The sequence below is a fragment of the Oribacterium sinus genome, assembly GCF_963553175.1.
Lineage (GTDB): Bacteria > Bacillota > Clostridia > Lachnospirales > Lachnospiraceae > Oribacterium > Oribacterium sinus_B.
The window spans coordinates 1-22,477 of the sequence record NZ_CAUVME010000038.1 but is presented as its reverse complement, the minus strand read 5'-3'; the positions used below and the strand labels follow the sequence as shown (position 1 = coordinate 22,477).

Annotated in this window: 19 protein-coding genes and 1 pseudogene; 13 read left to right on the top strand and 7 right to left on the bottom strand. The window is 44.2% G+C overall.

Annotated features, from left to right (window positions below; translation table 11 throughout):
• The first annotated feature begins 81 nt into the window (after positions 1-81).
• The 4 genes from RYO92_RS09355 to RYO92_RS09340 are packed head-to-tail and all read left to right on the top strand — an operon-like array spanning position 82 to position 3,805.
• Complete coding sequence (locus tag RYO92_RS09355; RefSeq protein ID WP_007156827.1) at positions 82-1,044, top strand: ABC transporter permease; 963 nt, start codon at positions 82-84, stop codon at positions 1,042-1,044.
• Positions 1,045-1,048: 4 nt separating this feature from the next.
• Positions 1,049-1,888, top strand: coding sequence for an ABC transporter permease (locus tag RYO92_RS09350; RefSeq protein WP_315365645.1), 840 nt, complete (start codon positions 1,049-1,051; stop codon positions 1,886-1,888).
• Between the two features lie 3 nt (positions 1,889-1,891).
• Positions 1,892-2,953: an ABC transporter ATP-binding protein gene (locus RYO92_RS09345; protein WP_315370210.1), complete on the top strand. Its 1,062-nt coding sequence runs from the start codon at positions 1,892-1,894 to the stop codon at positions 2,951-2,953.
• Positions 2,954-3,001: 48 nt separating this feature from the next.
• Positions 3,002-3,805, top strand: coding sequence for an ATP-binding cassette domain-containing protein (locus RYO92_RS09340; RefSeq protein ID WP_007156824.1), 804 nt, complete (start codon positions 3,002-3,004; stop codon positions 3,803-3,805).
• A gap of 65 nt (positions 3,806-3,870) precedes the next feature.
• Here RYO92_RS09340 and RYO92_RS09335 read toward each other — a convergent pair whose 3' ends face one another.
• From RYO92_RS09335 to ade, 3 genes are all read right to left on the bottom strand, one after another.
• On the bottom strand, positions 3,871-4,176 hold the full coding sequence (locus tag RYO92_RS09335) for a DUF898 family protein (RefSeq protein WP_007156823.1): 306 nt from the start codon (positions 4,174-4,176) through the stop codon (positions 3,871-3,873).
• Between the two features lie 75 nt (positions 4,177-4,251).
• Positions 4,252-5,469 (bottom strand): dicarboxylate/amino acid:cation symporter, encoded by a 1,218-nt coding sequence (locus RYO92_RS09330; protein ID WP_007156822.1) that lies wholly within the window; start codon positions 5,467-5,469, stop codon positions 4,252-4,254.
• Positions 5,470-6,195: 726 nt separating this feature from the next.
• Entirely contained in the window at positions 6,196-7,905 is a 1,710-nt protein-coding gene (gene ade, locus RYO92_RS09325) for an adenine deaminase (protein ID WP_315370209.1), read from the bottom strand.
• Between the two features lie 415 nt (positions 7,906-8,320).
• Here ade and RYO92_RS09320 point away from each other — a divergent pair, with 415 nt between their 5' ends.
• The 3 genes from RYO92_RS09320 (at position 8,321) to RYO92_RS09310 (ending at position 11,742) form a co-directional block, all read left to right on the top strand.
• Entirely contained in the window at positions 8,321-9,679 is a 1,359-nt protein-coding gene (locus RYO92_RS09320) for an NCS2 family permease (protein WP_315370208.1), read from the top strand.
• A 21-nt stretch (positions 9,680-9,700) separates the two neighbouring features.
• A complete protein-coding gene (locus RYO92_RS09315; protein ID WP_315370207.1) occupies positions 9,701-10,960 on the top strand; it encodes an amidohydrolase family protein in 1,260 nt (419 codons plus the stop codon).
• A gap of 80 nt (positions 10,961-11,040) precedes the next feature.
• Positions 11,041-11,742 carry a nucleotidyltransferase family protein gene (locus RYO92_RS09310; protein WP_315370206.1) on the top strand — a complete coding sequence of 234 codons (702 nt, stop codon included), beginning with the start codon at positions 11,041-11,043 and terminating at the stop codon, positions 11,740-11,742.
• A gap of 51 nt (positions 11,743-11,793) precedes the next feature.
• On the opposite strand, the gene yqeC is transcribed toward RYO92_RS09310, so the two are convergent.
• Positions 11,794-12,726, bottom strand: coding sequence for a selenium cofactor biosynthesis protein YqeC (yqeC, locus tag RYO92_RS09305; protein ID WP_315370205.1), 933 nt, complete (start codon positions 12,724-12,726; stop codon positions 11,794-11,796).
• Positions 12,727-12,977: 251 nt separating this feature from the next.
• Here yqeC and yqeB point away from each other — a divergent pair, with 251 nt between their 5' ends.
• Together yqeB and RYO92_RS09295 are read left to right on the top strand one after the other, a co-directional pair.
• Positions 12,978-13,778 carry a selenium-dependent molybdenum cofactor biosynthesis protein YqeB gene (yqeB, locus tag RYO92_RS09300; RefSeq protein ID WP_315365702.1) on the top strand — a complete coding sequence of 267 codons (801 nt, stop codon included), beginning with the start codon at positions 12,978-12,980 and terminating at the stop codon, positions 13,776-13,778.
• A 103-nt stretch (positions 13,779-13,881) separates the two neighbouring features.
• A complete protein-coding gene (locus RYO92_RS09295) occupies positions 13,882-15,306 on the top strand; it encodes a hypothetical protein (protein ID WP_315370204.1) in 1,425 nt (474 codons plus the stop codon).
• A gap of 234 nt (positions 15,307-15,540) precedes the next feature.
• Here the strand turns inward: RYO92_RS09295 and RYO92_RS09290 are convergent, their stop codons facing one another.
• Positions 15,541-16,023 (bottom strand): choline-binding protein, encoded by a 483-nt coding sequence (locus RYO92_RS09290; RefSeq protein ID WP_315370203.1) that lies wholly within the window; start codon positions 16,021-16,023, stop codon positions 15,541-15,543.
• Positions 16,024-16,241: 218 nt separating this feature from the next.
• Between RYO92_RS09290 and RYO92_RS09285 the strand changes: the two genes are divergently transcribed.
• The 4 genes from RYO92_RS09285 to RYO92_RS09270 all read left to right on the top strand — a co-directional run bounded on the left by RYO92_RS09285 (position 16,242) and on the right by RYO92_RS09270 (position 21,285).
• Positions 16,242-18,284, top strand: a complete 2,043-nt coding sequence (locus RYO92_RS09285; protein ID WP_315370202.1) for a DHH family phosphoesterase — start codon at positions 16,242-16,244, stop codon at positions 18,282-18,284.
• Positions 18,284-18,733 carry a 50S ribosomal protein L9 gene (gene rplI / locus RYO92_RS09280; protein ID WP_007156809.1) on the top strand — a complete coding sequence of 150 codons (450 nt, stop codon included), beginning with the start codon at positions 18,284-18,286 and terminating at the stop codon, positions 18,731-18,733. Before RYO92_RS09285 ends, rplI begins: the two co-directional genes overlap by 1 nt.
• Before the next feature lie 122 nt (positions 18,734-18,855).
• Positions 18,856-20,214: a replicative DNA helicase gene (gene dnaB, locus RYO92_RS09275; protein ID WP_007156808.1), complete on the top strand. Its 1,359-nt coding sequence runs from the start codon at positions 18,856-18,858 to the stop codon at positions 20,212-20,214.
• Between the two features lie 270 nt (positions 20,215-20,484).
• The gene (locus RYO92_RS09270) at positions 20,485-21,285 is read left to right on the top strand and encodes a HEAT repeat domain-containing protein (protein WP_315370201.1); all 801 of its coding nucleotides are present in this window, start codon (positions 20,485-20,487) and stop codon (positions 21,283-21,285) included.
• Positions 21,286-21,443: 158 nt separating this feature from the next.
• Here the strand turns inward: RYO92_RS09270 and RYO92_RS09265 are convergent, their stop codons facing one another.
• Complete coding sequence (locus RYO92_RS09265) at positions 21,444-22,307, bottom strand: endo alpha-1,4 polygalactosaminidase (RefSeq protein ID WP_315370200.1); 864 nt, start codon at positions 22,305-22,307, stop codon at positions 21,444-21,446.
• A 42-nt stretch (positions 22,308-22,349) separates the two neighbouring features.
• A pseudogene (locus tag RYO92_RS11190) lies at positions 22,350-22,477 on the bottom strand (DUF4300 family protein); the annotation flags it as partial.

The following is a 22,477-nucleotide window of genomic DNA, read 5'->3' as shown; positions in this document are numbered from 1 at the left end:
CAGCTTGTGCCTATCTACACCTTTGGAGATTTATCCAAGCTAAAGTTTAAATAAGATCTTAATTAGAAAAGAGGCTGAAAAATGGCATTCTATATCGGGAGAAGAATTTTACAAAGTATTCCTCTGCTCCTATTGATTACCCTTTTGTCCTTTGGACTGATGAATTTGGTTCCCTATGATGCGGTTGACTCCATTTCCAACTCTAAGATGACAGAGGCGCAAAGGGAGGAAAAAAGAGAGGAATACGGCTTAAATGATCCCATGCCTGTGCAGTATTTTCGATGGTTAAAAAACATTCTAAGGGGAGAGTTCGGGAACTCTCTCCTTAGTCATACCCGGATTAAGGATGATTTACGGATACGGATTCCCAACACCATCCTTTTGGTGCTTCCCTCCTACCTTACTGCTTATTTTTTGGCTATGGCGGTGGGGCTTTACAGTGCCAGCCAAAAGGGAAAATGGCAGGATAAGCTTTTGGACAGCTTTTCCACCATAGGTCTTGCAGTGCCCAGCTTCTGGATTGCCCTGGTGCTGATTTATTTTTTTGGCTATCATTGGAAGCTTTTTCCCTTGCTGGGGATGCATACCATTGGGAAGGAAAGGGATATTCCGGACTTTCTTCATCATCTTTTTCTTCCTTATTGTGTATTGGTGCTTGCTTTTTTTCCGGATTTAATGCGTTATGTTCGTTCTTCCGCATTGTCGGAATTAAGGCAGGACTATGTTCTGGTGCAAAGAGCTTTTGGCGCAAGTAAGAGGGAGATCCTTTTTCATCATGTGGCAAGAAATGTCTGTCTGCCTATGATCAGTAAGTTGGGCATGTCTCTACCCTTACTGGTGACGGGGGCGGTGATTACGGAGTCTGTCTTTTCCTGGCCGGGGATAGGGCTTTATTTTGTGAAAGCGGTGGATGCACTGGATTATCCTATTGTTATGGCGATTTTGCTCTTATCCGGTACCTTGGTGATTCTGGGGAATTTACTCTCGGATATTTTGTATTGTTTGATTGACCCGAGAATTTCACTTTGGAAGAAGGAAGGATAAGAAAATGCAAGCAAGCAGAGGTAAAGCGTTTATCAATAGAATTTTAAGCCATCCCCACAGAATTTTAGCTAGTATTTTTTTAATAGGCTTCAGCCTTTTGGCTTTGGCCTTACCCCTTCTTCCCTTAGATCCGGAGGGGCTGGATGTGATTCACAGTCTGGCAAAGCCCTCCCTGCAACATTTTTTCGGGACGGATGAGGTGGGAAGAGACTATTTTGCCAGAGTGCTCTACGGGGGAAGAGTTTCTCTTATGGTCGGTTTTCTGTCAATGGCTATGAGTATCGGCTTGGGCGTCATGGTTGGGCTTCTTTCCGGATATTTCGGAGGCGTGGTGGACTTCTTCTTTATGCGCCTTGTGGACGTTCTTTCCTCCATCCCCTGGATGATCTTGGTGATGGTTTTCGGTATGGTTTTTGGAAGAGGTCTGCTTTCTCTTGTTATGGTCATCGGGCTATTAAGCTGGATGGAAACAGCCAGAATCATTCGAGGAGAGGTTTTAAGCCTGAAGGAGCGGGAATATGTGCTCTACGCCCGTTTTTTGGGAATTTTTCCCTTACGAATCCTTTTTAGTCATATTTTCCCCGGAATTCTTCCCACTATTATCACGGCATCCACTGCGGCTATAGCTTCCTCCATTATGGTGGAGAGCGCATTAAGCTTTCTGGGACGAGGGGTTACCGCTCCGATGTCCAGCTGGGGAAGCCTTTTACAGAACGCCCAGAAATTTCTGCAAAAAGCGCCCCACATGGCGATTCTTCCGGGAATTTTGATTATTATAACGGTTTTGTCTTTCCATCAATGGGGAGAGGCTCTTAGGGAATCGCTTCTCTTAGAAAGGGAGTAGAAGATGCTTTTGGAAATTGAAGATTTGCAGGTGGAAATACCCTATGGAAAAATGAAGGTCTATCCGGTTTCCGGCGTCAGCTTTTCTCTGGAAGAAGGAGAAGTTTTGGGAATCATTGGAGAGTCCGGAAGCGGAAAATCCATGGCGATGAAGGCCATTATGGGATTACTGCCGGAAAAAGCAAAAGCTTCTGCCCGGAAGCTTTCGTTTCAAGACTTGGATTTACGAAATCGGACGGAAAAGGAATATCTGCCTCTTCGGGGGAGCCGTATGGCTATGATTTTTCAAGATCCTATGACGGCACTGAATCCCTTGATTCCCATCGGAGAACAGTTGAGGGAGATTTTTGAACGACAAAGGAAGAAGGGCAGAGATTCCACTGCAAAGGAATCTAATTTAAAGGATTCCAAGATAAAAGATTCCGACGTAGAGAATTCTAATATAAAAAATTCTAATATAAAGGATTCTAAAGATAGAGCTATAGCACTGTTGGCTTCTGTGGGAATTCCCAATCCGGAGGAAAAATATAAGCAATACCCCCATGAGTTTTCCGGCGGTATGCGGCAAAGAGTCCTGATTGCTATGGCCTTATCCTGTTCTCCCGCACTGCTGATTGCGGACGAGCCTACCACTGCTTTGGATGTGACCTTGCAGGCTCAGATTTTGGATTTGCTTTTGGAAGGGGTAAAAGCAAGAAATACTAGCTTGATCCTGATTAGCCATGACCTTTCTTTGGTGAAGGAGCGCTGTAAACGCATTCTGATTTTGTACGGAGGAAAGGTGATGGAGGAGGGAAGGGTGGAAGAGATTTTCCAAGAACCCAAACATCCTTATACCAAGGCTCTTTTAGCAGCTATCCCCAGTATGGAAAAGGATAAGGAAGAAGCACTGGTGGCCATTGAGGGGAATCCCCCCTCGATTTTAAAGGAATTTACCCGTTGCCCTTTTTATGAACGGTGCAAGGAAAGGATAGATGCCTGTCAGGATGCCTTACCGGAGGAAGCAAGGCTTTCCGAAATGCATAGAGTTTTCTGTCACAAAGTTTCTTCCGGAGAGAAAATATAAAACCATCTAAAAATGTTGTGAAGAATAGAAAGAAGATTAGGGAGAAAAATGAAAGAAAAGGAGCTTATTCTTTCTGCCAGAGGAATAGAAAAGGTATTTTATCAAAGAGATTTTTGGGGAAGAAAAAAGATAGCTACCCATGCGGTGCAGGGAGTGGATTTGAATCTGTATAAGGGAGAATGCTATGGTTTGGTGGGAGAATCCGGCTGTGGAAAAAGTACCCTTGGTCGTTGCCTTTTAGGATTACAAGAGAGAACGGCAGGGGAGGTCTATTTTCATGGACAGGAAATCCGGAGGGATGATCAAAAGGCTATACGGAAAATGCAGGATAAGATGCAGATTATCTTTCAGGATCCCTATTCTTCCTTAAATCCCCATTGGACGGTGGAAGAAATTCTGCGAGAGCCTTTGAGAACTTTAAAGCTTAGTCGGATAGAAGAGGAAGGGAGAATTCGAAAGGCTTTGGACAGAGTGTCCTTGGCTGAAACGGATAGAAGAAAAATGCCCTATGCCTTTTCCGGAGGACAGCGACAAAGAATCGGCATTGCCAGAGCCCTAATTGTAGAACCGGAAATTATCCTTTGCGATGAACCGATATCCGCCTTGGATGTGTCCATACAGGCTCAGATTGTAAACTTGTTAAAGGATTTACAAAAGGAGCTGGGACTTAGTTATATTTTTACGGCCCATGACCTGGCCATGGTTCGCTATATCAGTGATAGAATCGGGGTAATGCAGGAAGGAAAAATCGTAGAAGAAGGGGATTGCGAAAGTATTTTTCAAAGTCCCCAAAAAGAATACACCCGGACCCTGCTTTCGGCAGTTCCCGGGTGGTGTAGAAAGGAAGGATAAAAGGACGTTGGACTTCAAGCCTTCCTTTGCAGATAAAACATAGAATATATCTTGATTAACAAATTTTAGTCCGCAAACTCGGTGTGGGCTACCTTCCATTTTCTGATGGCAATACCGAGCCAAAAGCTGTAAATGCCTAAGGTGATAATGCAAAGCAGGAACCACTTAATCCACTGAAGAAAGAGACTTGTGGCTTTACCGGTAAAACGAAGGCGATGCCCGTTAATGACGGTATGGGAAATTTCCCAGTTATAAATCATGCAAAGAGCCCAAGGAAAGCAGATTCCAAAGGTACATACCGTGATAAGGCTTCCTAACAGTGACCATCCGATAAGCTGCAATAAACCGCCGTCAAAATAAGATTCTCCCATAAATACTCCTTTTCTTTAAAAACATAAAATACTCCTAAATTATAAGGAAAATAAGAAAAAAAGCAAGTTCTGATTTTATCCGTTCTTTTTCTCCAACTGCTTACTGATGGCAGTGGCGCAGGCGATGTCACCGATTACATTGACGGTGGTGGCACCCATATCTGCCAGAGTATTTACGGAAATATAAACCCCCAGGATTTGGTTGATGGGAAGTCCTGCCATGGGAGCCAGGGCGGCAAAGGCGGCAATAGCCCCTCCCGGTACGCCCGGAGTTCCGATACTGAGCAAAGTATTAGCTGCCAAAACCGTAATCATGGTGTCCAGCGTTAGAGGAATGCCCAAGGCGGCAGCAAAGAAACTGATCATAAAGGACATCAGAATACTCACCGCATCCATATTAATGGTAGCTCCCAGAGGTAGTGTCAAGGAGGCTATCTCCTCCGGAACATCCAGAGATTCCACCGCACATTCAATAGAAAGGGGGAGAGTGGCATTGGAAGAACAGGTGGAAAATGCATTTAAGCTGGCCGGCGCAATAGAGCTAAAGAATTTGCCCACAGGGGTTTTTCCGACCAGGCGTACGATACCGCCGTATACAATCAGGGCATAAAGGGCAAAGGTGATGTATAAGGCCAGCATAACCTGTCCCAGCTGCAGAACCGTCTTGATGCCGTTGCTGTACATTACCGTAGCCATACAGGCAAAAACGCCGATGGGGGTAAAAAGCATAATCTTCGAAACAATAAAAATGGAAATATCATGAATGGAGGTACAAAGCTTCACAAAGGGCTCCGCCTTTTCCTTTAAGGAGAGGCAGGCCAGTCCCATAATGATGGAAAAGGAAAGCACCTGAAGCATATTTCCCTCGGAAAATGCCGCAATAGGATTGGAGGGAATGATATTTTCCAAAGTTCCCAGAAGGCTTTTAAACTCTACCGCATCCACCTTCACGTCCGTAGCGACAATCTGAGCTCCCGCTCCAAGATGGAGAAGTCCGGGAAGGAAAAGTCCCAGTGCGCTGGCAAAAAGGGTGGTTGCCGTAAACCACAAAAGAGAATAGAGACCAATTTTTCCGGTTTTGGCAATAGAGCCGATGCCCATAATGCCGGTTAGCAGACTACAAAACACCAAAGGGAAAATCATCATTTTCAAAGATGACATGTAAATCGTGGCAATTACATTTAGAGGAGTATAGAAAAACTCAGGCATAATCAGTCCGAAGACCAAACCCAAACCAAGCCCTAAGGCAATCCACACAGTCTGTTGAAGACTCAGCCATTTTTTCTTTCCCATACTAACTCCCTCATTTCAGAAAATATATTTGGAATCCTTCTTTCTATAAAAATCGAGTAAAGTATTTCAGGTCAAGATTTACGGTTTTCAACAGTTCTTATTTCTATAGAAAAAAACGTCCTTTGTAATATTTCTATCCTAAAGAAAAGAGACGGTATTGTAAAGAATAGATTTCTTTGAACTGGATATAGAGAACTCCTATATCCAAAGGGGAGCATTGCCGGACACCCAACACAAATTTTATACAGTATGGTATGGTATGGCATGACGGGGCAATGTGATTTTGTAAGGAAAGACGTCTTTTTAGGAAAGGGATGGCGTAGACAAAAGCCAAACAGGAATTTTATGCAGTATGGTACTGGTTTCGGGGCAATGTGATTCCGTAAGGAAAGACGTTGTTTTAAAGAAAAGGAAAGTATAGATGAAAGCCAAGCAAAATTTTATGCGTATGGTGCTGATTTCGGGGCAATGTGATTCCGTAAGGAAAGATGTCGTTTTAAAGAAAAGAATAGTGTAGTAGACAAAGGCCAAGCAGAGAATTTTATGCGTATGGTACTGATGACGGGGCAATGTGAGCCCGTCTGTTCTTAGTGAAAGCAAGCGAAGCGTAGCTTGAACTTAGAACAGCTACGAAGGCGAGCTTAGCGGGAGCGTGCCCCGAAATCAGTACCATACTGCATAAAATGTAAGCAGTACCATAATCTCTTTTCTGAAACGACTCTTTCCTTACTGAATCAACCTTGGCCTTCCATTCTGCACCAGACAAAGCCCTCTTGGCGTAATGCGAATCTCCGGAATCACCGGTAACGCCAGGAAGGACATACTGATAAAGGGATCCATTCCACCGGGGACTCCCATTTCGTGGGCTTTTTGCTTCATGTTTTCCAGATGCGCGTTCGCTTCAATAAAACCGCAATCACACATCAGTCCCATAATAGGAAGGGCCAGAGAATCGTAAACCTTTCCTCCCTGCACCAGCACAAATCCACCCTGCAGGCGGATGAGTTCATTGACGGCTAAGCACATATCCCGGTCATTGTCCCCAATCACAATCAGGTTGTGGGAATCATGACTGACGGAGCTGGCAATGGCTCCCCCATGGATTGCGTAACCTTGGCAGATGCCCAATCCGATTTTTCCGCTTCCCTTATGCCGTTCTATTACGGCGATTTTCTGATATTCCGGATATTCTTCTCCGGTAAAATTGCCGCATCGTTTCAGCATCACCTGTAAACGTTTGGTGGTAATCTGCCCTTCTTCCATGGCAATGACATTTACTTCCTGCTTGGAAATGGGTAAACGAAAAGCCTTTTCTTTAAGAGGAGAGAGGTGAACGGTTTTCTTCAGCTTTGAGGGACAGCGGGGAATGCGTAAATGCTCGGATTCCACTATTTTCTTTCCTTTATGATATACAGCGGTGATTTCGACCTTTTCCAGATCGGAAATCAGAAGAAAATCCGCCTGTCTGCCCACAGCGATAGCCCCCAGATGAGATAGGCCGTAACATTCCGCGGTATTAATGGTGGCCATTTGATAGGCGGAGCAGGTGGGAAGCCCCAGTGCAATAGCCTTTCGAACGGCGTGGGAGATATGCCCCTCTCTTATGATATCTTCAATGTGCTTATCATCGGTACAGAAGGAAAATGCTCTGGTATCGATTTTGTGAGCCAGTATTCCCTTAACCAAAGCCTCCAAATTTCTTGCGGCGGAGCCTTCCCGGATATGAATGTGCATTCCCGCACGAATCTGCTCCAGGGCATAGTCAAAATCCACCGCCTCATGATCTGTTTGAATGCCGTTTAAGGCATAGGCCTGTAAGTCTTCTTTTGGAAGAAAGGGGGCATGACCGTCTAAAATATGTCGGGAAAACAGCGAGAGCTTTTCCATCATTTTCTTTTCCCGATGAATCACGCTATAATCATCCATTACCTCTCCAAGCCCTAAGATGCGGGGATTCTCCAGATATTCCTTCATATCCTCTGCGGAAAAGACAGCGCCGTTGTCGTCAATCTCCGTGGAGGGGACACAGGAAGGAAGCATCACAAAGACATTGGCGGGACTCTTCTCGCTTTGTTGTAAAATGTAATTGACACCCTCTTTACCGGAAACATTGCAGGCTTCATGGGGATCCACAATAAAGCAGGTGGTTCCCTTTAAAGCTGCCAGAGTGATTAATTCATGGGGAGTCACCATGGTGGATTCCGGATGCAAATGGGCATCTATAAAACCGGGAACCAGAAATTGTCCCTTGGCATCGATTTCCTTCCTGCCCCGATATTCCCCGATTCCGGCGATATAGCCCCGGGAAACAGCCACATCCCCGGAATAAATACTGCCGGTAAAAACATCCAGAATGCGGGCATTTTTCATAACCAGATCGGCTTCCTTTTCCTTTAAACAAACTTTCGAGAGAATTGCTTGTAATCGATTATTCATATTTATGCCCCCTATAAAAAATAACTAATAAATTAGCTTATTCGAAGAGTGTTATACTGATTATTGCATAAATTAGCCTTTTTTGCCATAAGATATTCACCAAAACGATAAAAAACTCTCTCATTTTGACCCTGTATTCCTATGCAAAATACCCAAGACGAAATGTATTTATTGAGAAAAAGTGTAGAAATGAAAATATTTGGTGTTCTTTTACGAGACTTGATGTACAATCTCCTGTATAGCGAGTAAGTTTAGTAAGGGGTGTTTTCGAAGGAAGGAGACATTGCAAAAGCAGCAAATGGAGTAAAATAGAGGGCTAGGGAGGCAAAACATGATTGAGGACGAGTAGGAACATGTCGTGAAGTCACTACCCGTTTTCATATACAGTCTATTTTTTTTCATAGGGGGACGACAGATGGAGAAATTTTTCAAACTGAAAGAAAAGAACACGGATGTAAAGACGGAGGTCATTGCGGGAGTCACCAGCTTTATGACCATGGCGTATATCTTGGCGGTGAATCCCAGAATTCTTGGGGCTTCCGGAATGGATGCGGGATCTGTTTTTACCGCAACAGCCCTAGCCTCTGCCCTGGCCAGCTTCTTTATGGCAATTCTGGCAAACCTTCCCTTCGTGCTTTCCGCAGGTATGGGATTGAATGCTTATTTTTCCTATACGGTGGTATTGGGGATGGGCTATAACTGGGAAACGGCGTTGGCAGCAGTTTTTGTAGAAGGCATTATTTTTATCCTTCTATCTTTGACCAATGTACGAGAGGCAATGTTCAATGCGATTCCTAAGAGCTTGAAAGTGGCGGTAGCTGTGGGAATCGGCTTTTTTATTACCTTTATCGGTTTTCAGAACGCTCACATTGTTGTGGACGGAGCTACACTGGTAACTCTCTTCTCTTTTAAGAAGTCTATTGAAGCGGGAAGCTTTGCTTCTGAAGGAATTACCGTGGTTCTGGCCTTAATCGGTGTACTGGTAACTTCTATTTTGGTAGTAAAGAATATCAAAGGCCACATCCTAATCGGTATTATTGTTACTTGGGTTTTGGGTATTTTTTGTCAGTTGACAGGCCTTTATGTTCCTAATCCTGAGGCAGGCTTTTACAGCTTGATTCCAAGCTCCCTGATTTCTGTACCCAGCTCTATTGCGCCCACCTTCTTTAAGATGGATTTAAGCAATGTGTTTTCTTTGAATTTCCTGGTAGTTGTTTTTGCTTTCCTTTTTGTGGATGTTTTTGATACCCTGGGAACCTTAATCGGTTGCGCATCCAAGGCGAATATGCTGGATGAAGAGGGAAAGCTGCCTGCTATTAAGGGCGCTCTTTTGGCGGATGCCTTAGGAACTACAGCAGGCGCTGTTTTGGGAACCTCTACTATTACGACCTTTGCGGAATCCGCATCCGGTATTGCAGAGGGAGGAAGATCCGGTTTGACAGCATTGGTGACGGCGGGACTCTTCCTGGTATCTCTATTCCTTTCTCCGATTTTCCTTGCTATTCCATCCTTTGCTACAGCACCGGCTTTGATTGTTGTAGGATTTTTCATGATGCAGCAGGTAACGAAGATTGATTGGGAAGACATGGTAAAGGCTATTCCCGCATTTATCTGTATCTGTGCTATGGGCTTTACCTATTCCATTTCCGAGGGAATTGCTTTCGGTATCATCAGCTACACCGTGCTTCATCTTTTCACCGGAAAGTCCAAGGAGTTGACACCGCTGATGTATGTACTGTCGCTCATCTTTATTTTGAAGTACATCATGTTGTAAGCTTCATATAAGGAGGAACCCATGGAGTATTTGCTTCGAGGAGATATTTGTTACAGTGAGAATTTAAAGACCCTGATTTGTAAGGAAAATGCCTATCTGCACATAAAGGATGGGTTATGCCAAGGGGTTTATGACAGTCTTCCTAAGGAGCTGTCTTCTGTGGAAATCAAGGATTATTCCGGAGATTTAATTCTTCCGGGAATGGTGGATCTCCACTTACATGCTCCTCAGTATGGTTTCCGGGGGACCAAGATGGACTTGGAGCTTTTGGATTGGTTGAATGTCAACACCTTTCCGGAGGAAGCCAAATATCAGAACTTGGACTATGCTGAAAGAGGCTATCAGGATTTTGTGGAGGACTTACGGGGAAGTGCCACCACCAGAGCGGTAATCTTTGCTACTCTTCACAAGAATGCTACCTTGCTTCTTATGAAGCTTTTGGAAGAGAGCGGTTTGCTTTCCTATGTGGGAAAGGTCAATATGGATCGAAATTCTCCGGAGTATTTAACGGAGCATACTGCGGAGGAATCCCTTAAAAACACCAAGGAATGGCTTTCGGAGATTCCTAAGGAATGGCAGAACTGTAAGCCGATTCTTACGCCGAGATTTACCCCTACCTGTTCGGATGCTTTGATGGAGGGTTTAGGAAAGCTGGCGAAGGAATACAAGCTTCCGGTGCAATCCCATTTGTCGGAAAATCTGGGAGAGATTGCCTGGGTAAAGGAGCTTTGTCCCGACGCAAAGCATTACGGAGATACCTATGACCGCTACGGTCTTTTGGAAAACAGCATCATGGCTCATTGCGTATATACGGAGGGAGAAGAGCTATCTGCCTTAAAGGCGAGGGGAACGATGATTTGCCATTGTCCCCAGTCCAACACGAACCTTTGTTCCGGAGCGGCTCCTATTCGCTATTTCTTAGAGGAAAATGTGAAGGTCGGCTTGGGAACGGATGTGGCCGGAGGAGCAAACCTCTCCATGCTAAGAGCCATCACCGATGCCATTTCCGTATCAAAGCTTCGTTTCCGCCTCATGGATCAAAGCCTTGCCCCCCTTACTTTGGAAGAAGCCTTTTGCTTGGCAACTCTCTCAGGGGGAAGCTTTTTTGGAAAGGTGGGATCTTTTCTCCCCGGCTACGAAGCGGATGCTTTAGTCTTCCATGAAAAAAGAAGAAGTGTTCGAAAGCAAACGGTGAAGGAACGCTTGGAAGTGCTTTTGTATACCGGAGAAGAAAGTGCCCGCCTGCAGGCAAAATTCGTACAGGGCAGACAGCTTTTTTAAAGGATAAGAGCTTCTTTTGCGGAATAAGAGTTTTTGGGAAAAGAAGATAGTTTTGCGTAGGTATAGGGAAGGAAGAGATAATGAAACATTTGGGCTTTGTGGTGATGGCCTCAGGCTGGAGCAGACGCTTCGGAAAAAATAAATTATTGGAAAGAATAGCGGGAAAGCCCATGATTTTCTATACCTTTCATACCTTATCCCATTTTTTCTATAATTATCAGGCGGTGGGGTCTCTTTCTGAACGAATTCAGGACAGTGATGCTACGGTGCAGGAAAAAAAGAAACGGGGAAAGGGCGGGAAGACTGTTCTGGATACGCCTTTGGTAGTGACTCGTTTTAAAGAGGTGGAACAGCTGGCCAAAGAAATGCATTTTTCCGTTTTGATGCATGAAGAGAGTGAACAGAGTGATACCATTCGTGTAGCTCTTTCCTCGGAACAAGCCAAGTCCTGGGATGCCTGCATGTTTTTAACAGGGGATCAGCCCTTGCTTTCTGAGGAAAGCCTAAGAAATCTTGTGGATGCTTTTTCAGAGAATCCGGAGGAGATTTACCGTTTGAGCTATCAGGGGGAAGGGGGGAATCCGGTGATTTTTCCAAAGAAGTACTTTGAAAATCTGCGGAATTTAACCGGAGATCATGGTGGAGGCGTGCTTTTAAAATCCGGCATGATTTCGGTGGAAGAAATTCATAAGATTCCGGTGGAAAGAGAATTTGAGCTTTGGGATGTGGACACGGAAGAAGCTATTCTGAAGATGGAACAGCTTCTTCGGATGCGATTATAAAAATTATAAAAAGCGGCTTTAAACGAAACCCATATTTCAAAAAATATATCTTTACAAAAGAAGTACTTCGGGATGAGCGGATCCTTCTTTTAAAGATCCGCCACAAACCATTTTCCCTAAGCCATTTTGTAAGAAAAGAAGCAGTTCTTCTGCTTCTTTTTTTGTGAGACAATCTAACTGATTCACAAAAAGGCAGTCCCCCAGGTTTTCTTTACGGAAAGCCTGCAAGAGAAGCTCCTTAGTCAGTAGAGTGTCGGGGGTTAAGGATGGAGTGAAAAAGTTTTGGAAAATTTCCACTCTGTGAATGACTTCAGAAATAGGTTTATGAAGGGCGGAAGCGCCGAACACAAGTACAGTTCTTTGGCTCTCCTTAGGAATCTCCGGCTCATTCCGGCCATGGGCTTTTCCGGGTAATCGTTTAGAGCCGTCCGCCTCCACCAAGACAAAGTCTGCCATTTGCTCAATGGCAGAGAAGGGCAGGGGAAAGGGAGAAAGCTTGCCATTTTTTTCCAGAGTTCCCAAGCATAGAATGGGATTTTGGGACTTATCCCATAAGGATAGAACTTTGCTTTGAAGGAGCGTTTTCGAATTTTCCAAAGCTTCTTCTTCGGAGTGAGTATCTTTACCGGGAAGTATAATTTTTTTATTGAGAGTTAAAATATTTTTATTTAGGCTTGAAACATTCTCATTGGAAATTAAAGCATTTCCATTGAGAATTGAAATATTCTCATCGGAGATTGAAACATTTTCATCTGAGAAACAGATATTTTCACAATGAGAAAAGGGGAGGATATGGGTGGAGGTAGTGAGAAGAACGGAGCCTTTTTGAGACAGCTCAAGGGAAAGGGACTTTAATAGGCTGCTTTTTCCTCCGCTTCCAATAATGGCGTTGACTCCTTTTTTTATGCCGAGAGCTTCCGACAGAGGAATCCGAATAAGTTTACTTTGCGGATTGTCATCGATTTGTCCTTGCTGTTTCGTCAAAGTGTCTCCTTTCTTATGAAAACCTGTTTTATAAAAGCGGCTTTCTATCCTTTTGCTTACGGTTTTTCAAAAAAACTATGTTCTTTTTAAGACTTATGGTAGAATCAAAAATCAAAGTCTGATAGCGTGAGGGTTTTTGTCATGAAAGCTCTTACAGGAGTTTTTATAGCTCTATAAGTTCTTGTCTGATGACATTATAGGTGATATTTTCTTTTTTGCCAGAAGATTTGTTTTTCTGAAAGGAAGGTTTTATGCTCGTATTTATCCGGGGAGCAGGAGATTTGGCAACGGGAATTTCCATTCGGCTGTATCGTGCGGGGATATCCGTTTGCCACAGTGATTTGGCGATTCCCACAGCGGTTCGGAGAAATGTTGCTTTTTCGGAAGCGATTCGCTTGGGGGAGTGCAGTGTGGAAGGTATTACGGCTGTTCGGGCGGAGAGCTTGGAGGAAATATATGAAGCAATTTCCCAAAAAAAGGTTCCTGTGGTTGTGGATGAAGGAAAGAGCTTTCTGCACAGGCTACAAGCGGATGCTGTGGTGGATGCTATTCTTGCCAAGAAGAATCTGGGAACCGGTATGGAGGATGCAAGACTTGTCATCGGCATAGGCCCCGGATTTACTGCCGGCGTGGATTGCCATGCAGTCATAGAAAGCAAAAGAGGCCATGATTTGGGAAGAGTGATCCTTAAGGGATCCGCCATTCCCAATACCGGCATTCCCGGAATCATCGGTGGATATGGGAAAGAAAGGGTGCTTCGGGCACCGGCAGAAGGAATCTTGGAACAAACCCTTCCCATCGGTACTTTGGTGGAGGCCGGAGATATTTGCGGAGTAGTAAACGGTATTCCTATGCGGACGGAAATCTCCGGAATTATTCGAGGAATGTTGCAGGAAGGCATTTCCGTATTTCCAGGTATGAAGGCGGGAGATGTGGATCCCAGAGGTGAGGCGGTGGAATATCGGAATGTTTCCGACAAGGCAAGAGCTATCGGAGGCGGCGTACTGGAGGCTCTACTGCATTTTCTGCCTTGGGAGCTTTGTAAAGAGTAAAATGCTGTAGAGATAAGGAATTACAGGATTTAAGATAAACAAACGAGATATCGCACGCTTTGCGCACGATACTCGTTATGAATAAAAAGGAGAACGATATTTTATGGAAAGAGAACTGCAAGAAGAGGTGGTTTTGGATTTACCCGGATTACTGGCTTTATGTTTACGGAAAGGGATATGGATTCTTCTTGTTACGGTGCTTTGCGGTTTAGCCCTTCCTTCTTTTAAGCTTTATAAGGCCTTGAAAAGCCAGAAGGCGGAAAGTCAAACGGAAAGCACGGAGGAAAGTGTGGAGAAGAAGGCGAAGGAAAAAGAACAGTCCTTGGAGTATGCCGGAAATGAGCGGAAAAGACTGGAAGCTTTGCTTTCTTCAGAGAGAGAAAGCTTGGCGGATTCCGCTTTGATGAAAATTGACCCGACTTCCTATGGGGAAAGAGATATCAATCTTTATCTTCCTTTAGAGGAGGGAGGGCAGACTCTCAGCAATCAGGAAATTGCAGCAAGGCTTTCTGCGGTAAGTCAGGCCTACAGTGATGCTTTACAAAGCGGTACATTTTACAGCGATATCGCAAAGCGCCTGGGGGGAAAGGTAGCAGAGAAAGATTTGTCGGATCTCATCTATGTAGAGGGAAATGAGAAAAGTGCTATTGTTTCTGTCTACCTTGTGGGAAGTACGGAGAAGCTTGCCAAGGAAATGGGAGATGCGGTTCTTTCGTATGTAGAAGAAAAAAAGGCGGAATTGGATGAAAATCTTCCTGCACATAAGCTGGAAATTCTTTCGGATAACGTTTACACAGCTAAAAACAGTGGAAACTATAGTCCGGACAACAGCCAGCTTCAGAATGTACAGAACTTTCCGCTTTTGCAACGGCAGCAGCAAAAAATAGACAGGGTGGAAAGGCTTTCCACACTCCTTACCGACTGGAAGAAAAAGGAGAAGGACGCAAAGGGAGAGGAAGTTCTGGGAACCCAAGGGATTTCCAAGAAAACCTTAGTCAAATATGCTATTTTGGGAATTTTCCTGGGAGGCTTTTTGTCTGTAGCAGTGATTACCGTACCTTATCTTTTCACTAAGGAGCTTCCCAGAGAGGAAGATCTGGAAATGTCCTATGGCCTTATGGTTTTAGGCAGTAAGAAGCGTTATAAAAAGCAGGGGCTCTTTAAGAAATGGTCCGAAAAGCTTGCCGGGGAAAATGAGCGATGCGAAACGGAGGAAGAACTGTTCCGCCTTTCCAAGGCAAATCTTACTTTGCTGGCGAAGGAAAAGGAAATTCAGGAAGAGATCCTCTTTATCGGTGCAAAAGGAGAAATGGGAGAAAAGCTTGTACAGAATGTAGGAGAAGGAAATCCCCTTTCTGCAAGAGCTACAGAGGACATTTTGCAAAGTCCGGAAGGAATACAGGCTCTGTCAGAGCACAAATATCTGGTTTTAGCCTATCCGGCACAAAGTGACTTCTTAAGCTTCTTAAAGACCAAGAAGAAATGTGAAGCACTGGGGAAAGAAGTTCTTGGTGTAATTTTATATTAAAAAAGGGAATGTAAAAATCAATAAATAGAGTTTTATGCAGTATAGGTCTGAAACTCGGGGTACGCTCTCGCTAGCTTCGCCACACAGCGGTACTAACTTCAAGCATCGCTTCACTTGCTTTCAGTAAGTACCGGCGGGCTCAGACTACCCCCCATTTCAGACCTATACTGCATAAAAATTTACTCTATAATTCTGATTTACATTCCCTTTTTATATAAAATTACACTTAGGACTTTAGTTTTCGCTATTGTTTGCAGGGTGCTCAGCGTTAAAGTCTGCTCCATTGACTTCACCCTGCTTTGGCGCAACACCGGTGGAAGAGCCGGAAGCGTGTACCTTATACTCCTTGATTACACCGTTCTTTCTCTGTTTCTTTTTTACAGTGGTGGTTTTCTTAGGACTGGCCTTTACTTCCACGTCCTTGGTCTGTACGACCCCGTCCACAACCCAAGCACCGTTCTCATCTACGGTGTAGCCGTCAGGAGTGGTGGTGGAAAGTAATGCCCAACCTTCCTGGTCGAAATAATAGCACTCTGCCACACCGTCATTGTTTCCGTCTAACCAGAACCAACCGGAATGTGCATAGGAATGATCTTCATTTTCATACCACCAACGGTTGCTGTTCGCCCCCGCACCCTTATTCCAGTTTGCCATGGCGGGAATGCTGGAAAGAAGGCTTAAAGTCATCATTGCTACCGCTATTTTCATTTTTTTCATATTTCACCTCATTAAAATGGACTTGGGATCATCATAGAATCCCTTAAACTCTGCATCATTGTAACGACTGGAAAAGAGAAAGACAATAAAGAAAATCTTAAGGATAAAATGTTTTTTATTAAGTCAAGAAAAGATTTTTTCGTTTTTTTCTCTATCTTTACCTATGAGAAAAGAAAGGGTATAATAGGGCACAGCGTATTTTTTTAGAAAGAGGAAAGATGAAGAAAAGAAAATCAATACCAGGGACGATAGACCAGTATCTTCGGTGGCCCATTTGGCTTTCTCTCCTGTGGATTCCTATTTTAATTTCGTTAAGCTTTATCGATTGGAAGGCGTTTTTTGTCCTTCTCTTTTTTGCTGTAGTATATGTCTGTTTTGTACTGTATCTCTATCAGAGCAGAAAGTCCAAGCTGATGTCCTCCCTTTTGGAATTCTCCTTAAAGGCAAATGATAGCAACGCCAGACTTTTTGAAGAGATGCCTACAGCCTATTGTATCGTCAATGAAGAGGGAGGAATTCTTTGGGAAAACAAAGCCTTCCATCACATCTTACAAAAAGACAGCGGGGTAAAGAAGAATTTGCTTTCCCTTTTCCCCAATATTCAGAAAGAGATATTGACGGAAAGCGGAGCGGTCTTGGAAGTACATTCTTCCTTTAAGGACAGAAAGTACTGCATTGACCTGATTCGTGTGGATTCCTTGCAGGATGCAGAGCCGGAATCCGTTACCTTATCGGAGGAGACCCGTTTAATCGCGGTTTACCTTCGGGATGAAACGGAAGAATTGGAATTACAGCAGAAGCTGGATGAGGAAAGAATCGTAGTAGGTCTGGCCTATGTGGACAACTACGAAGAGGTTATGGAGCAGATTGAAGAGGTGAGAAGATCCCTGCTTACTGCTTTAGTGGATCGAAAGATTAACCGTTATATCGGTTCAGCCAACGGTGTAGTAAAGAAAATCGAAAAGGATAAATATTTTTTCATTCTTAAGCAATCCGCTTTGGAAAAAATGATGGATGACCGCTTCTCCATTCTGGAAGAGGTGAAGAAGGTAGACGTGGGAAATGACATCTCCGTAACCCTCAGCTTAGGAATCGGCTTCGGTGCGGGAGACTATGCCCAGAACTATGAATATGCCAGAACCAGTATGGATATGGCGTTGGGCCGTGGAGGAGATCAGGCCATTGTAAAAACTCCCGAGAAGCTAAACTTCTTCGGAGGAAAGAGCCAGAGTACGGAGCGTGTTACCAGAGTAAAGGCCAGAGTGAAGGCCCAGGCCTTCCAGGAGTTAATCGAGTCCAAGGACAAAGTGCTCATCATGGGACATATCAACAGCGATATGGACTGTCTGGGCTCCTCCGTGGGCGTGTATCGTATGGTTACCGCCTTGGATAAGAGGGCTTATATTGTACAGAACGGGGTAACCCCCACCATTTTACCCTTAAAAGAGCGTTTTCTGGAAAATGAAGATTATCCGAAGGATATGTTTATTGACGGAGAAACTGCGAAGGATTTGGTGGATAACAACACCATGTTGGTGGTGGTAGACTGTGACAGACCTTCCATTATTGATGAACCGGAGCTTCTTACCATGGTGAAGACCAAGGTGGTTTTTGACCATCATAGACAAAGCTCCGAAACGATTCAAGGGGCGGTATTAAGCTATTGTGAGCCCTATGCCTCCTCCGCTTCCGAGTTGATTGCGGAAATGATGCAGTATATTCGGGACGGCATCAAGGCAAAGCCTATTGAGGCGGACTGTATGTATGGCGGCATCGTGATTGATACCAGAGAGTTTACCAACCAGACCGGTGTAAGAACCTTTGAGGCGGCGGCTTATCTGAGACGTTGCGGCGCGGATATCACCAGAATCCGAAAGGTATTCAGAGAGGATTTCAGTGATTATCAGGCCAAGGCGGAGGCCATCAGTCGGGCGGATATTTACCGGGATTTCTTCGCCATCAGCAGTGTTTCCTGTGAAGGCACGGAAAGCCCCACGGTACTTTGTGCCAAGACGGCCAACGAGCTCTTAAATATTCGGGGAATTAAGGCCAGCGTGGTCTTAACCAAGGTAAATGATGTAGTGTTCATTTCTGCCCGCTCCATCGATGAGATGAATGTGCAGGTTTTAATGGAAAAGCTGGGGGGCGGCGGACACCGTACCGTGGCAGGAGCCCAGATTAAAGAGGGCGAAGTGGCAGACTGCATTGTGCAGGTAAAGAAGGCCATTGATGAGATGATTGAGGAAGGAGAAGTAGAGTAATGAAGGTAATTTTATTAAAGGATGTAAAGGCATTAGGAAAAAAGGGAGAAATCGTAGAGGTTAGCGAAGGTTACGGAAGAAACTTCATTTTACCCACCAAAACCGGCGTACCGGCGGATGCAAAGAACTTAAATACCTTGAAGCTGCAGCTGCAAAATGCGGAAAAGCTGGCAGAGGAAAGACTGGCAGAGGCTAAGGAATTAAAGGAAAAGCTGGAAGCCATTAAGCTGGTGTTCACCATGAAGGCGGGAAAAGACGGAAGAGCCTTCGGTTCCATTTCCACCAAGGAAGTACAGGAGGAACTGAAGAAGCAGCATAAGCTTACCGTGGACAAGAAGAAAATGGAGCTGGATGTACCGATGAAGAATTTCGGCGGCTATGACATTAAGGTGAAGCTGCATAAGGATGTGGAAGCAACCCTCCATGTCAGCGTTCAGCCACAGGCTTAAAACAATTACTCATTACCTTTTAGCCACGGGCTTAAAGCAATTAGAAGACTTCTCTCTTTTTCAGAAAATGATGAGGAAAAGGAGAGAAGTTTTTTAGACCGAAAGTAGAGAGGGAAGAAAGAATGGCAGAACAGGAAGAGCGCCTGGTACTAAGAACCGTACCCCATGCCAAGGAAGCGGAGGAAAGTGTCATCGGTGCCATGATTCGAGACCAGGATGCGGTGATGACCGCTTTAGAAATTCTGGTGCCGGAGGATTTTTATAACAGACAATATCATATTTTGTTTGATGCCATGCGGGAAATGTCTTCGGAGGGTGTGACCATTGACTTTGTCAGTTTGCAGGAGCGTCTACGAAGAAAGAAGGATGTACCGCCGGAGTTTTTTTCTCTGGAAACCCTTAGAAATTTGGCGATTTCCGTTCCCAGTGTAGGAAATGTGCGTCTTTATGCGGAGATGGTAAAAGAAAAGTCTACCCTGCGTGCTCTGATTAAAACCAATGAAGAGATTGCAGAGCTTTGCTATAGCGGGAAGGAAGATTTGGAGACCATTTTGGAAAGTACGGAGAAACGGATTTTCCAGCTATTGATGCAGAAAAACAACCGGCAATTCGTTCCCATTGATGAAGTGGCGATGAATGTGCTTCGACGAATCGAAGCCGCATCCAAGCAGAAGGAATCCATTACCGGTGTGCCCACCGGCTTTATTGACCTGGATTATCGCACTGCAGGATTACAAAAGTCTGATTTAATTCTGATTGCCGCCCGTCCTTCCATGGGAAAAACCGCCTTTGTACTCAATATCCTGGATCATGTGGCGGTAAAGAAACGGGAGCCGGCTATGGTATTCTCTTTGGAGATGTCCAAGGAGCAGCTGGTAAATCGTCTGCTCTCTCTGGAAACCTCCATTGATGCGGATAAGCTGCGAAAGGGAAACCTTACCGATGAGGATTGGGGAAATCTGATTGAGGGAATTGACCGTATTTCCCATGCCAATATGGTGATTGATGATACGCCGGGAATCACGGTTTCCGAGCTTCGGGGCAAATGCCGGAAGATGAAGCTGGAAAAGGGTATTTCTCTGATTATGATTGACTATTTACAGTTGATGAGCGGAGAAAGAGGAAAACGTTCTTCGGAAAACAGACAGCAGGAAATCTCCGAAATATCCCGCTCCTTAAAGGCCATTGCCAGAGAAATGGATTGTCCGGTGATTGCCCTTTCTCAGCTGTCCAGAGCTGTAGAACAAAGACCTGATCATCGTCCTATGCTTTCCGACTTAAGAGAGTCGGGAGCCATCGAGCAGGACGCGGATATTGTAATGTTCCTTTACCGTGATGACTACTATCACAAGGATTCCGAAACTCCAAATGTGGCGGAGGTTATTATTGCCAAGCAAAGAAACGGCCCCATCGGAACCGTTACCCTGGGATGGCAGCCACAGTACACAAGGTTTGTGAATGCAACAAGAGAGAAGCACTAGGGGCTTCTCTCTTTTTTTCGCTACAGCCGCCCTCTCTAAGCTTCTTTTTTCAGGCACGCTTCTGCTGCCGCCTCATATTGCCTTCAAAAAGAACTCTGGATAGAACGGCTGGTGCTAGGAGAGGAAATGCAATAAAGCCCTAATTCCAAAGAAATCATAATAAATCGGTTGGAATCTGAGAGAATACTATGGTGTGGCTAGGCGTTCAAGCTTAGAAGATGTAAAATGCAAAGGATACGAAAAGAATATAGATATAACGGGGAAAAAGTTATGGCGGATTTACTCAATAAAAATGCAAGAGAAGCTGTAGAGGCAAGAGGACAGAAGCCGGGGCTTTCAAAAGAAGCTTTGGAGGATGAATATCGTAAGCTGGAAGCGGAGGGCTTTCCCGATGGGAATAGGATTCGTTTTATTTCTGCTCTTGGAAACAGTGGGGAGATGGCTTATCACTATCAGCTAATCTGTAAGGACTGGGAAGAAGAGACGCAGCTTTTCTTAGAGAACAGTTTTGATTGTCACGGAGAAGAAGGTCTGCAGTTTTTATGGGAAAAGCTTTGTAAAATGGATGAGCAGGAGAAAAGGAAGAGAGCATTTACTGCCTATTTGATGGCAGTATGTCTTTCCAAGTTAAAACATAGAACGTTTTATACTTCTTATTGTGATTGCTTGGCAGCTTTTTTGACCGAGCTTTTGGATAAAGAAGGAGAAGCCTTTCTTCGTGCTAAGCTGATTATTGCCCTTGGATGGGTGGGAGCTTCCAAGGAAATCGAAGTTCTTATAAAGCAAATGCATAGCGATTCGGATGCTCTTTGCAGAGCTTGGTCTGCCACAAGTCTTATGCAAATGTCTTTTCATCGGGTGAATAAGGCAGTTTTACAGGAAAAAACAAGGTTAGATTTTGCAAGAGCTATCTTAGAAGAAAAGGATGCCTATACCTGTGGGCTGATTTTGGAATCCGCACAAGTTATATTTGAGAAAAAGTGGATTACTAGCTCTGCAATAGAAAATATAGAGCTTGAAAAAATAGAGAAGGCGAAGAAATCCGCCCTTAGATTTTTATATACGAAGTAAATAAAAGGGGAAAATAAACTCCTTACTAGGGAAGAACTTGGGAAAATCATAAAACAGTAAAAAAATAGAGCAAAAGAAATAGAACGAAAGAAATAGAGCAAAAGAAATAGAGCAAAAGAAATAGAACAAAAGAAATAGAGAAAAAGAAATCGCTCTATCTAAGCTCTAAGCTCTAAGCTCTCCGCATTATACCAAAGAAAGCCATTCTCTTTACAGTACTGCTCAATCTCTTGGCTTAATTCGGAATTCGCATGATATTCTGTGAGATAGACTGAAAGACCGGCAGTTTTTGCTTTTTCCAAATATTCTTCATAATAAGCTTTAGTTTCTTTATCCTGAGAAAGATAGGAGGGCTTGGAAAAATCGATTTTGGTGAAGACGCATTCCTGGTTCACCCCGTCAAAGAGGCTTAAAGCGCTACCATCCTCTATGCTTTTTTGTACGAAAGTATCACCTCCATTTAAAATTAGAGGGAGAGAGTATTGCTTCAGCCCTGTTAAAATTGTTTTCAGCCCCTGATAGATATCCACTTTGGGATATTGATAGTAAATGTCTGTGTTATCCAGAAAAAAACCGTCTAAACCCATGGCGGCATATTGTTTTCCTAAGCTGTTGATTAGAAAATCCTGCCACAGTGGATTACTGACATCCATCCAGTATTCTTCCTCCCAGTTTTCATAGGGCGCCAGACTATCCTTTTTAAAATCTTCATAATAGGGGCGGAAATTTTCCAAGGCACCGATGTTCAGATAGCCGTAAACCTTTGTACCTTCCGCCTTGATTTCCCGAATCTGCTCGGGACTAAAGTTAGAAGGCTCCAGAACCACCATTCGGTAGCTTTTCAGCTTTTGGAGAGCTTCCTTATCCTTTCTCTCTATACCGGTATTTCCGCTAATTCCAAGAAACACCCCATAGTCCTTTTTGGGGCTTTCAGCCTTGGTACAGAAGCTGAGCGTAAGCAAAAAGAAAACACAAAGCAGCAGGGCGGGGAAAAAGCTGGTTTGTGTTTTCTTTATTTTCATGGGTTCTCCTTATTTCTCATGCATCTTCCTGTAGCTTCCATCTTATTCTACTACTCGATATTCCTTTAGTACATGGTCATCTTCAAAAATCAGGGGTTTGGCACTTAAACCGTCGGCATCCTGATCATAGTAGCCCATTAAATAGTCATTGACCTCTTGGAGATTGGAAA